10 protein-coding genes are annotated in these 14,807 nt (G+C 63.2%); 4 read left to right on the forward strand and 6 right to left on the reverse strand.

The annotated features are described in order from the left end of the window. The 6 genes from ACI0FO_RS19525 to ACI0FO_RS19550 form a co-directional block, all read right to left on the reverse strand. On the reverse strand, positions 1–3,569 hold a 3,569-nt coding region (locus tag ACI0FO_RS19525), incomplete at its 3' end, for a retention module-containing protein (protein WP_416029307.1). Positions 3,570–3,653: 84 nt separating this feature from the next. After that, entirely contained in the window at positions 3,654–4,310 is a 657-nt protein-coding gene (locus ACI0FO_RS19530) for a response regulator transcription factor (RefSeq protein WP_416029309.1), read from the reverse strand. A 19-nt stretch (positions 4,311–4,329) separates the two neighbouring features. After that, positions 4,330–5,751 carry an HlyD family type I secretion periplasmic adaptor subunit gene (locus ACI0FO_RS19535; RefSeq protein WP_416029311.1) on the reverse strand — a complete coding sequence of 474 codons (1,422 nt, stop codon included), beginning with the start codon at positions 5,749–5,751 and terminating at the stop codon, positions 4,330–4,332. Between the two features lie 8 nt (positions 5,752–5,759). After that, positions 5,760–7,925 (reverse strand): type I secretion system permease/ATPase, encoded by a 2,166-nt coding sequence (locus ACI0FO_RS19540; RefSeq protein WP_416029313.1) that lies wholly within the window; start codon positions 7,923–7,925, stop codon positions 5,760–5,762. Further along, positions 7,909–8,121 (reverse strand): hypothetical protein, encoded by a 213-nt coding sequence (locus ACI0FO_RS19545; protein WP_006218695.1) that lies wholly within the window; start codon positions 8,119–8,121, stop codon positions 7,909–7,911. Before ACI0FO_RS19545 ends, ACI0FO_RS19540 begins: the two co-directional genes overlap by 17 nt. Before the next feature lie 26 nt (positions 8,122–8,147). Beyond that, complete coding sequence (locus tag ACI0FO_RS19550; protein ID WP_416029315.1) at positions 8,148–9,650, reverse strand: TolC family outer membrane protein; 1,503 nt, start codon at positions 9,648–9,650, stop codon at positions 8,148–8,150. A gap of 515 nt (positions 9,651–10,165) precedes the next feature. Between ACI0FO_RS19550 and leuC the strand changes: the two genes are divergently transcribed. The 4 genes from leuC to asd all read left to right on the forward strand — a co-directional run bounded on the left by leuC (position 10,166) and on the right by asd (position 14,716). Then, on the forward strand, positions 10,166–11,569 hold the full coding sequence (leuC, locus tag ACI0FO_RS19555) for a 3-isopropylmalate dehydratase large subunit (RefSeq protein ID WP_416029317.1): 1,404 nt from the start codon (positions 10,166–10,168) through the stop codon (positions 11,567–11,569). A 26-nt stretch (positions 11,570–11,595) separates the two neighbouring features. Next, the gene (leuD, locus tag ACI0FO_RS19560; protein WP_416029319.1) at positions 11,596–12,246 is read left to right on the forward strand and encodes a 3-isopropylmalate dehydratase small subunit; all 651 of its coding nucleotides are present in this window, start codon (positions 11,596–11,598) and stop codon (positions 12,244–12,246) included. Positions 12,247–12,277: 31 nt separating this feature from the next. After that, positions 12,278–13,354: a 3-isopropylmalate dehydrogenase gene (leuB, locus tag ACI0FO_RS19565; RefSeq protein WP_416029321.1), complete on the forward strand. Its 1,077-nt coding sequence runs from the start codon at positions 12,278–12,280 to the stop codon at positions 13,352–13,354. 231 nt (positions 13,355–13,585) lie between these two features. Continuing rightward, positions 13,586–14,716 carry an aspartate-semialdehyde dehydrogenase gene (asd, locus tag ACI0FO_RS19570; protein WP_416029323.1) on the forward strand — a complete coding sequence of 377 codons (1,131 nt, stop codon included), beginning with the start codon at positions 13,586–13,588 and terminating at the stop codon, positions 14,714–14,716. Positions 14,717–14,807: the final 91 nt, after the last annotated feature.

Raw genomic sequence — 14,807 nt, forward strand, 5'->3', positions numbered from 1 at the left:
GCTTCCGCCGACACGCTGACCGAACCGGTGACGGTCGTGCCGGAGGCTTCGATCACGCTGTTGTGCGCGCCGGTGGCGTTGCCGTCGCTGTCTTCCGGGGTGATGACCGGAGGCGCGTCGGTTTGACCGGTGACCGTCACGGTCAGTGTGGCGGTCGCGGTGGCACCATCCGCGTCCGTGACGGTGTAGGTGATCGAAGTCGTGGCGGTTTGGCCGCCGTTCAGGAACTGGAAGTCCGGACCCGGATTGAACGAGTACGAGCCGTCGGCGTTCAGGGTAAACGTACCGCCATGGGAACCGGCGACCGGCTGGCCGACGCTGGCGTCGTTGTCATTGACCTTCGAGACCTTGATGGTGTCGCCGTCGGGATCGCGGTCGTTGGCCAGCACGCCGTTCTGGGCGTCGACGTTGAAGGAGGATTCCTCATCGGTCGTGCCGGTGTCGGACGTGGCGACCGGAGCGGGGTTATTGACGTCCCATTCGAATGTCTGGGTGACCGTGGCGCCAGCCGCGTCCTTCGCCGTGACGACAATGGTGTAGACGCCCTCGTTGCCGCCCTGCGAGGCCGACGAGTCGAGTTTGCCCGTGATCAGGCCGGTGACGGGGTCAAGGGTCAGGCCAGGCGGGAGGCCAGTGGCGCTATACGTCAGCGTGTCGCCCTTGTCGGCGTCCTGGAATTGCTTGGCGATATCGACCGGAGTGATGGTGTCGCTATCGTCGTTGGTCAGATCGCCGAGCGTGACGCCCGGGGTCAGGATCGGGGTGTCGTTGGTGCCGGTGACCGTGATGGTCAGCGTGGCGGTATCCGTCGCGCCTTGCGCATCGGTCACCGTGTAGATGACCGATGTGGTCGCCGTCTGGCCCGCGGCCAGTTCCTGGAACGACGAGCCGGGGTTGAACGTGTAGGTGCCGTCGGCGTTCAGCGTAAACGTGCCCCCATTGCTGCCAGCCACGGCTGCGCCCACGTTGGCTGCGGCACCGGCGACCGTCGAGACGCTCAGGCCGTCGTTATCCGGGTCAGCGTCGTTGCCAAGCACGCCTTCGGTGCGATGCTCGACCACCAGCGTGTTGTCTTCCGTCGTGGCGCCGCTGTCATCGGTCGCAACCGGCGCGGGGTTACCCACGTTCCAGACGAAGGTCTGGGTGACCGTCGCGCCGGACTTGTCGGTGGCCGTCACCGTGATGAGGTATTCGCCCTTCACGCCCGTATTGGTGTGGTCCGACGCCCAGTTGGCGAACGTGCCGGAGAACGTGCCGGTGGCGGAATCGAACACCAGACCGCCGGGAACATGGTCGACGGTGTAGGTCAGGACATCGTCGTCGTCCAGGTCGCTGAATGCGCTGGAGACGTTGTAGGTGACGGTATCGCCATCCATGTCGCTCTGGTTCTGCAGCGCGACCGCGGTGGGAGCGTCATTCGTGCCCGTTATCTCGACCGTCAACGTGGCGATGCTGGTGCCACCTTCACCGTCCGAGACCGTATAGGTAATGTAGCTGGTCGCCGTCTGGCCGGCGGGCAGGTGCTGGAAGCCAATACCCGGATTGAACGAATAGGTGCCGTCGGCATTCAGGGTGAACGTGCCGCCGCCTACGCCCGAGACCGGTTTGCCCACGTCGCCGGGAACGCCGTTGACGGCGGACACAACCAGCGTGTCGCCGTCCGGATCACTGTCGTTGGCCAGCACGCCGGCGCTGGGATCCGTGACATTCAAGACCGCGTCTTCGTCCGTCTTGCCGGCATCGTCAATGGCTACGGGGGCCGGGTTCGTGACGTCCCAGGTGAAATCCTGCGTCACAGAGGCGCCGCTCTTGTCCGTAGCGGTGACGGTGACGGTGTAGACCCCGTCGTTTCCGCCTTGCGAAGCGGAATGGTCCAAGGTGCCGGAAATGATGCCGGTGACCGGGTCGATGGTCAGGCCCGGGGGCAGCCCGTCGGCCTTGTACGTGAGGGAGTCGTCATTGTCGGCGTCGGAGAACTGGCCGGAGACGTCGACCGGGGTGATGGCCTGCGCGTCGGCGCCGTTCTGGTTTTCCAGGGTGACGCCCGGGGTCAGGATCGGGGTGTCATTGGTGCCGGTGATCGTGACAGTCAGGCTGGCCGTGCTGGTGCCGCCTTCGCTGTCCGTGACCGTGTAGGTGATGGAACTGGTGGCCGTTTGGCCCGCGCCCAGCGTGTTGAACGTGGAGCCCGGGTTGAACGTATAGGATCCGTCGGCGTTCAGGGTGAACGTGCCGCCATGAGAACCGGCTACGGCGGCGCCTACGTTGGCGGTGACGCCGTTAACCTGCGAGACGGTCAGCGTATCGCCATCCGGATCCTTGTCGTTGGCCAGCACCCCGTCCTGGGCAGTGACGGTCAGCGTCGTGTCTTCGCCGGTCGTACCAGCATCGTCATTGGCCGTGGGCGCGGGATTGGTCACGTCCCAGTCGAACGATTGGGAGGTCGCCGCACCGGCGGGGTCCGTGGCGGTGACGGTGACGGTGTAGACGCCGTCTTTTCCGCCTTGCGACGCGGAATGGTCAATGGTGCCGCTGATGACTCCGGTGACCGGGTCGATGCTCAGCCCAGGCGGAAGGCCGGTCGCGGTGTAGGTCAGCTTGTCGCTGGTGTCCTTATCCGAGAAGTGGCTGGAGACGTCGTAGCGCACTTCCGTTTGGGCGTCGATGCCGGAGGTGTCCGAAATGACGGTCGAGACCGGACCGTCATTAGTCCCCGTGATCGTGACGACAACAGTCGCCGTGGAGGTGGCGCCGCTTGGGTCCGTGATGGTGTACGAGATCGTGCTGGTGGTCGTCTCGCCCTGGGCCAGGTTGTCATACTGCCCGCCCGGCGTGAAGACGTAGCTGCCATCTGGCTGGACGGTGAACGTGCCGCCATTGCTGCCGACGACGGTGACGCCGCCCGGGGTCATGGGACGGCCGCTGACCGAAGTGATCGCCAGCGGGTCGCCGTCGGGATCGGAATCGTTGTTGAGCAGGTTGCCGCGGACCAGGCTGTTCTGGTCGCCGCGGCCTGCGTCGTTCAAGGCATTGGGCGCGTTGTTGACGGTGGCGGGCGTGGCCGCGTCGTCGTCGTCGTCGCCCAGGCCGGCGCCGGACACACGGGGCAGCGTGTCGTTGGCGCGGGCCGGGTTCGGGTAGGCCAGATCCAGAGGCGTCGTCGTTTCCAGGATGCGGGCCAGGCGGACAAAGCTGCTGCCGCCGGCATCACCGCTGCCGGCCACGATGGCGGCGGTAGGGTCCAGTTCGTCGAACGGGTCGCGGCCGGCTTGCAGCGCAGCCAGCAGGCGGTCGGAGTCGGTGCCGGTGGGCGGGACCACGGCGGCTTCGCTGGGGTCGGCCAACGGACCGCCCATGTCGCCATTGACGGCGACTTCGCGGCCTTCACCGATGACGATCGGCATGCCGTTTTCAACCTGAAGGGAAACCGTGGCGCCCGAGGCAGTGACGATGTCGCTACCGGCAGGGACTTTGCTGCCTTGATGCAGTTCGGTCAGGGAACCGTCGCTATTGCGTATCCACGCGCGACCCGAGATTTCATTGACGACTGCGGGGGAGGTGTTGGCCATGTTGGTTCCGATTCAGGGAGTTATCCAAGATGGCCAGATACTAGAGGTCGCCGCTGGGGCGGGATATTGTCCTCAAGGACAGTATCAAGACGTAATTTTGCTCCGCGTGTCGGCCGGCGCGGAAATGCCGTGAACGAGCAGGGCCAATTGCAGGCGGTCGGACACCTTCAATTTTTCGAAAACGGCTGAAAGGTGCGCCTTGACGGTGCGTTCGGTGATGCCCAGGGCCTCGGCGATCGCGGCGTTGGGTTGGCCGCTGGCGGCGTACCGCGCAACCGTGATTTCCCGTTCAGTCAGCCTGCCGCCGTCCCAGGAATGGGAATCCTGCGCGCGTTCCGTTACCAGTTTAAGCAGGCGCGTGACCAGGGAACGGCCCATCCAGATGCCGCCGGACGCCACGACTTCCAGCGCCTGCGCCAACGCCGCGGCCGGCGCATGCGTATGGCAATAGCCGTGCGCACCCGCGCCCAGCGCTTGTGTGCCTTGCTCGTCGTTGGGGCTTGGGCTGGCGACGACCAGATGCATGCCAGTCAGGGTGGACGGCCAGACGGGATCCTGCCAGGAGGGCAGGCGGGGCACGTCGGTATCCAGCACGGCCAATGAGCGGCCTTGCTCGCGCCAGCGCTGCAAGTCGGCCAGGCCGCGTCCGCGGGCCGCCAGCCAGCGCGCGGAGTCCAGCGCGCGCCAGTGTTGCCACAGCAGATCGTCGTGCGTAATCAACAAGACGGGAACAGGTTTCATAAAGGCTTCCAGCTCTCCTTTAACGTTCGGTGAAGGCATTTGCCTTGGCACGCAAAATCGGTTTAAGCAGGTACTGCAGCACAGTGCGCTTACCCGTCAAGACATGAACCTCCGCCACCATCCCGGGGATGATGGGCAATAGCTTGTCGCCCACCGTGCTGCGATCCGTGCGGACGCGCACGATATAGTAGGAATTGCCTTTCTCGTCGGTCACGGTGTCCGCGCCGATCTGTTCGACCTTGCCTTCCAGCCCGCCATAAATGGCGAAGTCATAGGCCGTGAATTTCACTTCCGCCTTCTGGTCGGCATGCAGGAAACCGATATCGCGCGGCTGGATCCGGACTTCAAGCAGCAGCGTGTCGTCCTTGGGCACGATTTCGATAATGTCCTTGCCCGGCTGCACCACGCCGCCCACGGTGTTGTTGAATAGCGTTTTGACGGTACCCGCCAGCGGCGCGCGGACTTCGGCCAGCTTCACGCGGTCGGCCAACGCCAGCTTGCCCTGACGCAGCGTGGACAGTTTGGTGTTGGTTTCCGACAGTTCGCTGCGCGCCTGGTTACGGATGTTCAGCTCCGATTCTTCAAGCTTGCTTTGCGCTTCTTTGATCGACGCCTGGAATCGGTCGATCTGCGCTTCGGCCCCTTTCTGCTCACCGCAGTAGCGCGCCACGTCGCGTTGCAGGCGCAGCAAATCCACTTCGGACACCGCTCCGCTCTTGAGCAGCGGCCGCGTGACCTGCAGTTCACGGGAAGTCAGGCCGCAACTGGCCGACGCTTGATCGCGCTTGGCGATCGTTTCGCGCAGGTCTTCCTGGCGCTGCTTGAGTTGTTCGCGGGCGACGTTGACGGTGGCGTTCAACTCGGTATTGCGGGCTTGCCAGGCGTTGCGCTCCATTTCCGCAAGGCCGGGCGCTTGTTTAAGCACTTCTTCCGGCGCCACGAAAGGTTCGCCAGTGGCCAGCGCATGCAGACGGGCCGATTTGGCCAGCAGGGACAGGTATTCCGCGTTGTTCTCGCCCAGCGACGACGCGAAACGCGTGGAGTCGATTTTCAGCAGGATTTCGCCGGCCTGCACTTCCTGCCCCGGGCGAACCAGGATTTCCTCGACGATGCCGCCATCCAGGCTCTGGATGATCTGCACTTGGCGCGATGGCACAACTTTGCCTTCGCCCCGGACGACTTCATCGATACTTCCGGTGCCTGCCCAGACCAGCAACAGCACTACGGCCAGCAGCGCCACCCATAACAGGATGCGCGAACTGCGGGCCTGGGATTCGTGGATCACCCATTCCGCATTGCCGACGTAATCGGAACGCTTTTCCTGCTTGCCCTTGTCGGCGCCGTCCAGCAGCCGGTCGAAGAAGAATACGAAGACATTGCGCAGTTTGAGCCACAAGCCTCCGATCAGGCCATGCTGAGTCTCGCCTGGATTTTTCTGCATGAGGTCCCTTAGCTCCCGCGTCCAACGCGTCCTTGACGCAGTGCTTCGACAACTTGTTCCTTCGGGCCGTCCGCCACGATGTGACCGTTGTCGATCACGATCAGGCGTTCAACCAGGTCCAACAGCGCGGTACGGTGCGTGACCAACAGGATCGTCTTGGTGGCGCTGGCCTCGCCAAGCCGCTTGCGCAACTGGGATTCGCTCTGGTGGTCCATATTGCTGCTGGGTTCGTCCAGCAGCAGAATCGGGGGATCGTTGATCAAGGCGCGGGCCACGGCAACAGACTGCCGTTGGCCGCCCGAGAGCGATTCGCCGCGCTCGCCGATCACCATGTCGAACCCATTGGGGTGCAGGTTGGCGAAATCGGTGACGCCGGCCAGGTTGGCCGCGGCCAGGATGCTGGCGTCATCGGCGTAGGGCGCGCCCATGGCCAGGTTGTGTTTCAAGCTGCCGTAGAACAGCGTCGGATCCTGCGGCACGTGGCCGATCGCCCGGCGCACGTCCGCCGGGTCGATCTGGCGCACGTCCACGCCGTCCAGCAGCACGGCGCCTTCGGTGGGCTGGTAGAGCGCCAGCGCCAGCTTTTCCAGTGTGGTCTTGCCCGAACCGATGCGGCCGATGATGCCGACCTTTTCACCGGGTTTGAGCTTGAACGACACCTTCTTCAGCACCGGCTGCGTGCTGCCGGGATAGGTGAAGCTCACGTCGCGGAATTCCAGGCCGCCATGGAACACCGGGCGGTGCAGGAACTCGGCCTCGGCCGGGCGTTCGATCGGCAGCTTCATATAGTTGTCGATCGAGCCCAGCGACGTGCGGGCGTTCTGGTATTGCATCAGCAGGCCGGCCACCTGGCCCAGCGGCGCCAGGCAACGGCCGGCAATCATGGACGCGGCGATGATGCCGCCCATGGACATGGCGGATTCCTGTGCCTGGTACACGCCGATGATCACGACCGCGATGGACACCAGTTGCTGCACGGCTTGCACGAAGCCCACGGTGGATGACGAGATCAGCTTGAGCTTGCCGCCGGTCTGCGCGATGAATTCGGTGGCGCGTTCCCAGTTGCGCTGGATCGCGCCCTGAGCGTTCAGGGTCTTGACGGCCTCCAGGCCGGTCAGCGCCTCGACCAGCGTCGCGTTGCGTTGCGAACTGGCCTGGAAGGAGGCCATCGTCAAGGATTCCATGCGCGCCTGCGCGGCCAGCGACACCAGCAGAATCAGCACGATCGCCACGAGCGGCGGCAGGATCATCCACGGCGAGATCCAGGCCAGAGCGGCCAGGAACAGCACGATGAAGGGCAGGTCGACCAATGTCGTGATGGTGGCGGACGCGATGAAATCGCGGATGGATTCGAACGACCGCAGGTTCGCCGCGAAAGACCCGACCGACACCGGGCGGCCCTCCAGGCGCAGGTCCAGCACGCGTTCCATGATCTGCGCCGACAAGCGCACGTCGACCCGCTTGCTGGCGCTGTCCACGACGTGCGAACGCGCGGTGGAAAGGATCATGTTGAAGATCACCACCAGCGTGATGCCGATCGCCAGCACCCACAGGGTCTCGACGGCGTTGTTGGGCACCACGCGGTCATACACGTTCATGGTGAACAGCGGCATTGCCATGGCGAAGATGTTGATCAGCAGGGCGGCGATCAACGCGTCGCGGTACAGGCGGCGGTTTTCCATGATGGCGGCCCAGAACCAATGGCGCTCGCGCACCTTGGCCACTTCAGGGGACCGCGCGTCGAATCGGAATTGCGGACGCACGAAGCACACCAGGCCGGTGTACTGCGCGGCGAGCGCTTCGGGCGTCATCTCGACGGAACTGCCGCCCAGCTCGGGGTGGCTGACGACATACTTGCCATCTTCTTTCTTCAGCAGCAGGCAGGCGCGTTCACCCTGCAACAGCAGAATGGCGGGCAGCAGGTCCTGAGAGATGCTGTCGAGCGTGCGCTTGACCACGCGCGCCGACAATTGCGCGCGCGCGGCGGCGCGGGGCAACAGGGCAGGCGTCAGGCGATGTTCTTCCAAGGGCAGGCCCGAGGACAGCGCCTGGGCCGTCGCCGTCACGCCGTGCAGGCGCGTGATCTCCACCAGGCAATCCAGCAGCGGATCATCATGCGCCGCGCGAGCGTCCGCGCGCCATTCCCTGCCGACCTTTTCAGATAACTTGTCCATCTTCGTCATCCAATAGGTCCAGATGTTCCGAGAGGCGCGCGCGTTGCTGCTTGCGCTGCGAGAGCTTTTGCTGCGCCTGAATAGGCAGGTCCGTCATGCGCAAGGTGCCATTGGCGATCAAGGCGTCGATCAGGTCTTCCAGAACGCGGACAAAGTCCGCGTCCAATTGCGAAAATTCGTTGCCCTGGGGCGTCATATGGCCTCCTTGCGACCCAACCCCGGTCAGGGCTTGGCGTTGGGCGCGTTCAGCGGCACGAGCGTGGGCGGCAGCGTGCCTTCGTTGTATTGAACGCGCACCGGAGCCAGGCGGGCAGAGTCGGGAACCGTCGAGTTGCAAAGCTTGATCACTTCGTCGGTCACCGCCAGCTTGCCGTTTTCCTCGGGCATCTCGTTGCGCGCGGGTTGCAGCGACAGCGCGGGCAACAGCGCATGCGACAGCGCCAGCCAGCGATATTGCGCAAGCTTGAGGTCATACAGACCATTGGTCAATGCGCGGCGCGATTCAAACAATTCGTTTTCGGTGTCCAGCAAGTCCAGCAGCGAACGCTGGCCAATCTGGAACTGTTGGCGATAGGCATCGCGCACCTTGGTGGTGGCCACTTCGTGGTCGCGCAGGAACGGCAGCTTTTGGCTCAGGCTGGTGATGTTGTTCCAGGCCACGGCCAAGTCCTGCTGAACGTTGCGGCAGGTGTAGTCACGGATGTCGCGCGCCGCGTAGGACTGCGCCGCAGTCTGGCGCACGCGAGCGGAATCCGCGCCGCCGCGGTACAGGTTGTAGCTCATGACAACCTGAACGCTGGAGCTTTGGATGTCGCGGGTTTGCGGGGTGGGGTCGTTCTGGTCGCGGCCGGTGGAGGCCACGAACTCGAACTTCGGAGAGAACGCGCCCTTCGACGACGATACGCCAGCCTCGGCGGCTTGCAGCCCCGCTTGCTTGGACAGGAAGCTGGGATTGCGGCGCAGCGATTCATTGAAATCGCCCGGCTTGGTGGGCAGCTTGCCGGCAACGTCGGGCGGCGGCTGCATGGACTCGGGCGGGAAGGCGCCGGTCACGCGCTGGAAGCGCTGCTGCACATCCAGCAAGTTGGCGGTTTCCGTCATCAGGTTGGTCTGCGCCAACGACAGGCGGCCTCCGGCCTGTTCCAGGTCGACACGACGGCCGACGCCTGATTCGGTGCGTTCGCCGATTTGCTTCAGCGTTTCTTCATGCAGGGAATAGTTCTGGCGGGCCAGCAATTCCATGTCGCGATAACGCTGCAGATCGATATAGGCCTGCACGGCGGCAAAGGCGGTGGAGTCGCTGGTGGCCAGCACGTCATAGAAACGGGCCAGCTTGTCGAACCCTGCTTGCTTGACGTCGTTGCTGGTGCGGAAACCGTCAAAAATCAGCTGGCGCAGCTCGACGTTGTAGCCCGGCCGGCTCCAGCTTTGCGAACCCACGGCGGGCACGTTGCTGCGGTATTCCCGGCCCAAGTAGCCCTGTGCATTGATCTGCGGAAAAAATGCGCCGCGGGCCACGGCCTGGCCTTCCAGGGATGCCTGGAAGTCATGGTATTTGGCCTGGATCTCGGGATTGCTAAGCAGGGTTTGCTCAACGATCTGGTTCAACGTCACTGCGGACTGTCCTGCGGCAGGGGCGGCGGGTGCCGTCGTCTGCGCGAAGGCAGCGGGAACAAAAGCCAGGGCAAGTATCGAAGTCGTGCGTTTAAGCAAAAACGAAGCCATAGTGATTATTCGCGAGTCAGGTTGGATTGAGTGGCCGCCATGTTGTATGCAAATGTCATATTGTTCGAGTCAAGATTTGTTAAGTCTTGCGGGATGCAACGGACAGGCCAGGAGGTTTCTTCGCGCAACATCATCTAAAAACACCGAATTTGCACGAACTTAACAATATATGAGCGCCGCAGTTTTTATTAATACGGTTTATTGCGTATTATTTCGAATGCTGGGCGAACATCTTGAAACGCGATTATATCGTTTAGATAATTCTGTATCTGTTTTCTTTAACTAAATCTTTCTGTGTGATTAATTTTCCACACTCTTTGCCCGGCTGGACTGATGACGCGCCGGGACCGGCATCCACATCAACATGGTAGTTGTTGTACTAGTATGTCTGGTGTGGTTGTACTAGGTTCAGAGCCTGTGCATAATTCCTCCATGCCGCAGTGGCCGGCGCGGGAGCGATTTGCTTTTCAACCGCGCGAGGCTCAAGCCGGATTGTCTATTTGCAGAGCGCATCCATGGCCCAAACCCTTTACGACAAACTCTGGGACGCCCACATCGTCCACCAGGAATCAGACGGCACCTGTTTGCTGTATATCGATCGCCACCTGCTGCACGAAGTCACCAGCCCGCAGGCGTTCGAGGGCCTGGCGATTGCCGGGCGCAAGCCGTGGCGCACCGGCGCCAACCTGGCCGTCGCGGACCACAACGTCCCCACGCTGAACCGCGCTCAGGGCATCGATGACCCCGTGTCGCGTTTGCAGGTAGACACGCTGGACAGCAACTGCGACAAGTACGGCATTACCGAATTCCGCATGAACGACTTGCGCCAGGGCATCGTGCACGTGATCGGACCCGAGCAGGGCGCGACCTTGCCCGGCATGACCGTCGTCTGTGGCGACTCGCACACCAGCACGCACGGCGCGTTGGGCGCGCTGGCCTTCGGCATCGGCACGTCCGAAGTCGAGCACGTGCTGGCGACGCAGACGCTCTTGATGAAAAAAGCCAAGAGCATGCTGATCAAAGTGGAAGGCGAATTGCCCTTCGGCTGTACCGCCAAGGACGTAGTCCTGCACATCATCGGCATCATCGGCACGGCGGGCGGTACCGGCCACGCCATCGAATTCGCTGGCAGCACGATCCGCGCGTTGTCCGTGGAAGGCCGCATGACGGTCTGCAATATGGCTATCGAAGCGGGCGCCCGTTCAGGCATGGTGGCGGTGGACGACAAGACCGTCGAATACTTCCGCGGCCGTCCCTTCGCGCCCATGGGCGTGGTGTGGGATCAGGCGGTTAAGTACTGGCGCACCCTGCACACCGACGACGGCGCCAAGTTCGACACCGTGGTCGAGGTCAATGCGCGCGATATCAAGCCGCAAGTCACCTGGGGCACGTCGCCCGAAATGGTGCTGCCGGTGGATTCCCGCGTGCCGGACCCCGACCGCGAAAAAGACGACGTGCGCCGCAGCGGCATGGAACGCGCCTTGGCCTATATGGGCCTGAAGCCCAATACGCCGCTGACCGATATCCGCGTGGACCGCGTCTTCATTGGTTCGTGTACCAACTCGCGCATTGAAGACTTGCGCGCGGCCGCCGTCGTGGCCCGCGGCAAGCGGGTGGCGTCTAACGTGCGCCAGGCAATGGTGGTGCCGGGTTCCGGCCTGGTCAAACAGCAAGCCGAACGCGAAGGCCTGGATAAGATCTTCATCGAAGCCGGCTTCGAATGGCGCGAGCCGGGGTGCTCGATGTGCCTGGCCATGAACGCCGACCGCCTGGAACCGGGCGAGCGTTGCGCGTCCACGTCGAACCGCAACTTCGAAGGCCGCCAAGGCCAGGGCGGCCGCACGCACCTGGTCAGCCCCGCCATGGCAGCCGCCGCCGCGGTGGCCGGCCATTTCGTCGACGTCCGCACGTTCCGCTAAGCGAATCAGCCCCGAGTACCGACATCATGCAAGCATTTACCACTCACGAAGGCCTGGTGGCTCCGCTCGATCGCGAAAACGTCGACACGGACCTCATCATTCCCAAGCAATTCCTCAAATCCATCCAGCGCACGGGTTTTGGCCCGAACCTGTTCGACGAACTGCGTTATCTGGATCATGGCGAACCCGGCATGGATAACAGCAAGCGTCCGCTGAACCCGGATTTCGTGCTGAACCAGCCGCGTTACCAGGGCGCCTCGGTGCTGTTGGCGCGCAAGAACTTCGGTTGCGGCTCCAGCCGCGAGCACGCGCCATGGGCGCTGACGCAGTTCGGATTCCGCGCCATCATCGCGCCGTCTTACGCCGACATCTTCTTCAACAACAGCTTCAAGAATGGCCTGCTGCCGATCGTGCTGTCCGAATTGGAAGTGGCGCGCCTGTTCGACGAGGTCAAGGCCTTTCCGGACTACAAGCTGAACATCGATCTGGACCGCCAGGTCGTGATTGCCCCGGACGGCCGCGCGATGGGCTTCGATATCGAACCCTTCCGCAAGTATTGCTTGCTGAACGGTTTTGACGACATCGGCCTGACCTTGCGCCATGCCGACAAGATCCGCGCCTTCGAGGCCGAGCGCCTGGCCCGCCATCCGTGGCTGGAAAGCCGTCCCATCGCCTGAACCCCATTCTGACCCTAGGATCGTTCCTTAAATGACCCACAACATTGCAGTCTTGCCGGGTGACGGCATCGGCCCGGAAATCGTCGAACAAGCCGTGCGCGTCCTGAAGGCGCTGGACGTTCCCTTCGATATCAAGCAGGCCCCCGTGGGCGGCGCCGCATTCGACCAGTTCGAACATCCGCTGCCGCCGGCCACGCTGAACCTGGCCAAGGAATCCGACGCCGTGCTGTTCGGCGCCGTCGGGGATTGGAAATACGACAGCCTGCCGCGCGAATTCCGTCCGGAACAAGCCATCCTGGGCCTGCGCAAGGCGTTGGGCCTGTTCGCCAACCTGCGTCCGGCCATTCTGTATCCCGAACTGGCCAGCGCCTCGTCGCTGAAACCAGAGATCGTGTCCGGCCTGGATATCCTGATCATCCGCGAACTGACCGGCGATATCTATTTCGGCACCCCGCGCGGCGTGCGCTCGTCACCCGACGGCGCCTTCACGGGCGAACGCGAAGGCTACGACACGATGCGCTATGCCGAATCCGAAGTGCGCCGCATTGCGCGCATCGGCTTTGAATCGGCGCGCAAGCGCAACAAGAAGCTGTGCAGCGTGGACAAGGCCAACGTGCTGGAAACGTCGCAATTCTGGCGCGACATCGTCATTGAAGTGGCGCGCGAATACCCCGACGTCGAGCTGTCGCACATGTATGTCGACAACGCCGCGATGCAGTTGGTGCGCAACCCGCGCCAATTCGACGTCATCGTCACGGGCAACCTGTTTGGCGACATCTTGTCGGACGAAGCCGCCATGCTGACGGGCTCGATCGGCATGTTGCCCTCCGCGTCCTTGAATGCGGGCGGCCAAGGCCTGTACGAACCCAGCCACGGTTCCGCGCCCGATATCGCGGGGCAGGGCATCGCCAACCCGCTGGCGACGATCTTGTCCGCCGCCATGCTGCTGCGTTATTCGCTGAACCTGGCGCCGCAGGCCGATCGCATCGAAGCCGCCGTGCGCCGCGTGCTGGCTGACGGCCTGCGCACCGCCGACATCTTCGAAGCAGGCACAACGAAGGTCTCCACGGCGGGCATGGGCGACGCCGTGCTCAAAGCCTTGGCCTGAACGCCGCAAGGGGCGCGCCCTTGCGGGCGCCCCGTTTCTCAAAGGGGCCGCTTCTTGTAGCGGCCCTTTTTTCGCCCGTGTTGTGACGGCGCCGCGAAAGCAGTTGGGCGGTCTTCCGACCCTAAATTTTTCTAGCTGCGCCGCAACATCTCTCCGTGCATTCTGATAAATTGATGAATTGCACGACTTTTTCTACCCGGACCTTGTCTCCACCTTTATAGAGCGATTGAAATGAATCAAGCAGTAGGCCTTGTCGGCTGGCGCGGAATGGTCGGCTCGGTGCTCATGCAACGCATGCGCGACGAGAACGACTTCGCACTGATCGAACCGGTGTTCTTTTCCACCAGCAATGCTGGCGGCGCTGCGCCCACGTGGGCCGACGGCGCGGGCCCGTTGCAAAACGCCTACGATATTGATGCTCTGAAAAAACTGCCGATCATTTTGACGGCACAAGGCGGCGACTACACGTCCGAGGTCTACCCCAAGCTGCGTGGCGCGGGCTGGAACGGCATCTGGATCGATGCGGCCAGCACCTTGCGCATGGCCGAAGACGCCATCATCGTCCTGGACCCGGTCAACCGCCCGGTCATCGACGCGGCGCTCAAGCGCGGCGTGCGCAACTTCATCGGCGGCAACTGCACGGTCAGCTGCATGCTGATGGGCCTGGCCGGCTTGTTCAACAACGACCTGGTGGAGTGGATGACGTCCATGACCTACCAGGCCGCATCCGGCGGCGGCGCGCAACACATGCGCGAATTGCTGACCCAGTTCGGTGAAATCAACCAGGCAGTCAAGCCCCTGCTGGACGACCCGGCGTCGGCCATCCTGGAAATCGACCGCGGCGTGTTGGGCAAGCAAAAGGATCCGGCGCTGCCCCACGAGCATTTCGGCGTGCCGCTGGGCGGCAACCTGATTCCCTGGATCGACAAGGACTTGGGCGACGGGATGTCCAAGGAAGAGTGGAAGGCCGAAGTCGAAACCAACAAGATCCTGGGTCGCGGCGCCGCTTTCGGCACGGCGCCCACCCCGATCGACGGCTTGTGCGTGCGCATCGGCGCGATGCGCTGCCACAGCCAGGCGCTGACCATCAAGCTCAAGCGCGATGTGCCGCTGGACGAAATCGAATCGTTGATCGCCCAAGGCACGCAATGGGCCAAGGTCATCCCCAATACCAAGGAAGCCACCGTTTCGGGACTGACCCCGGTCGCCGTCACCGGCACGCTGGACATCCCGGTGGGCCGTCTGCGCAAGCTGTCGATGGGTTCCCAGTACCTGGGTGCCTTCACGGTGGGCGACCAGTTGCTGTGGGGCGCCGCCGAGCCGCTGCGCCGCATGCTGCGCATTGCGCTGGCTGAAGCCTGATGCCGTTTCAGGCGTCGCAAGCGCGACGCCTGATCTTGCAGCAAGGCAATCAAGGGCACCTGCGGGTGCCCTTGACGTTTAAAGAAGGGTC

This window comes from Achromobacter marplatensis (genome assembly GCF_049060505.1).
In the GTDB taxonomy this organism is placed as follows: domain Bacteria; phylum Pseudomonadota; class Gammaproteobacteria; order Burkholderiales; family Burkholderiaceae_B; genus Achromobacter; species Achromobacter marplatensis_A.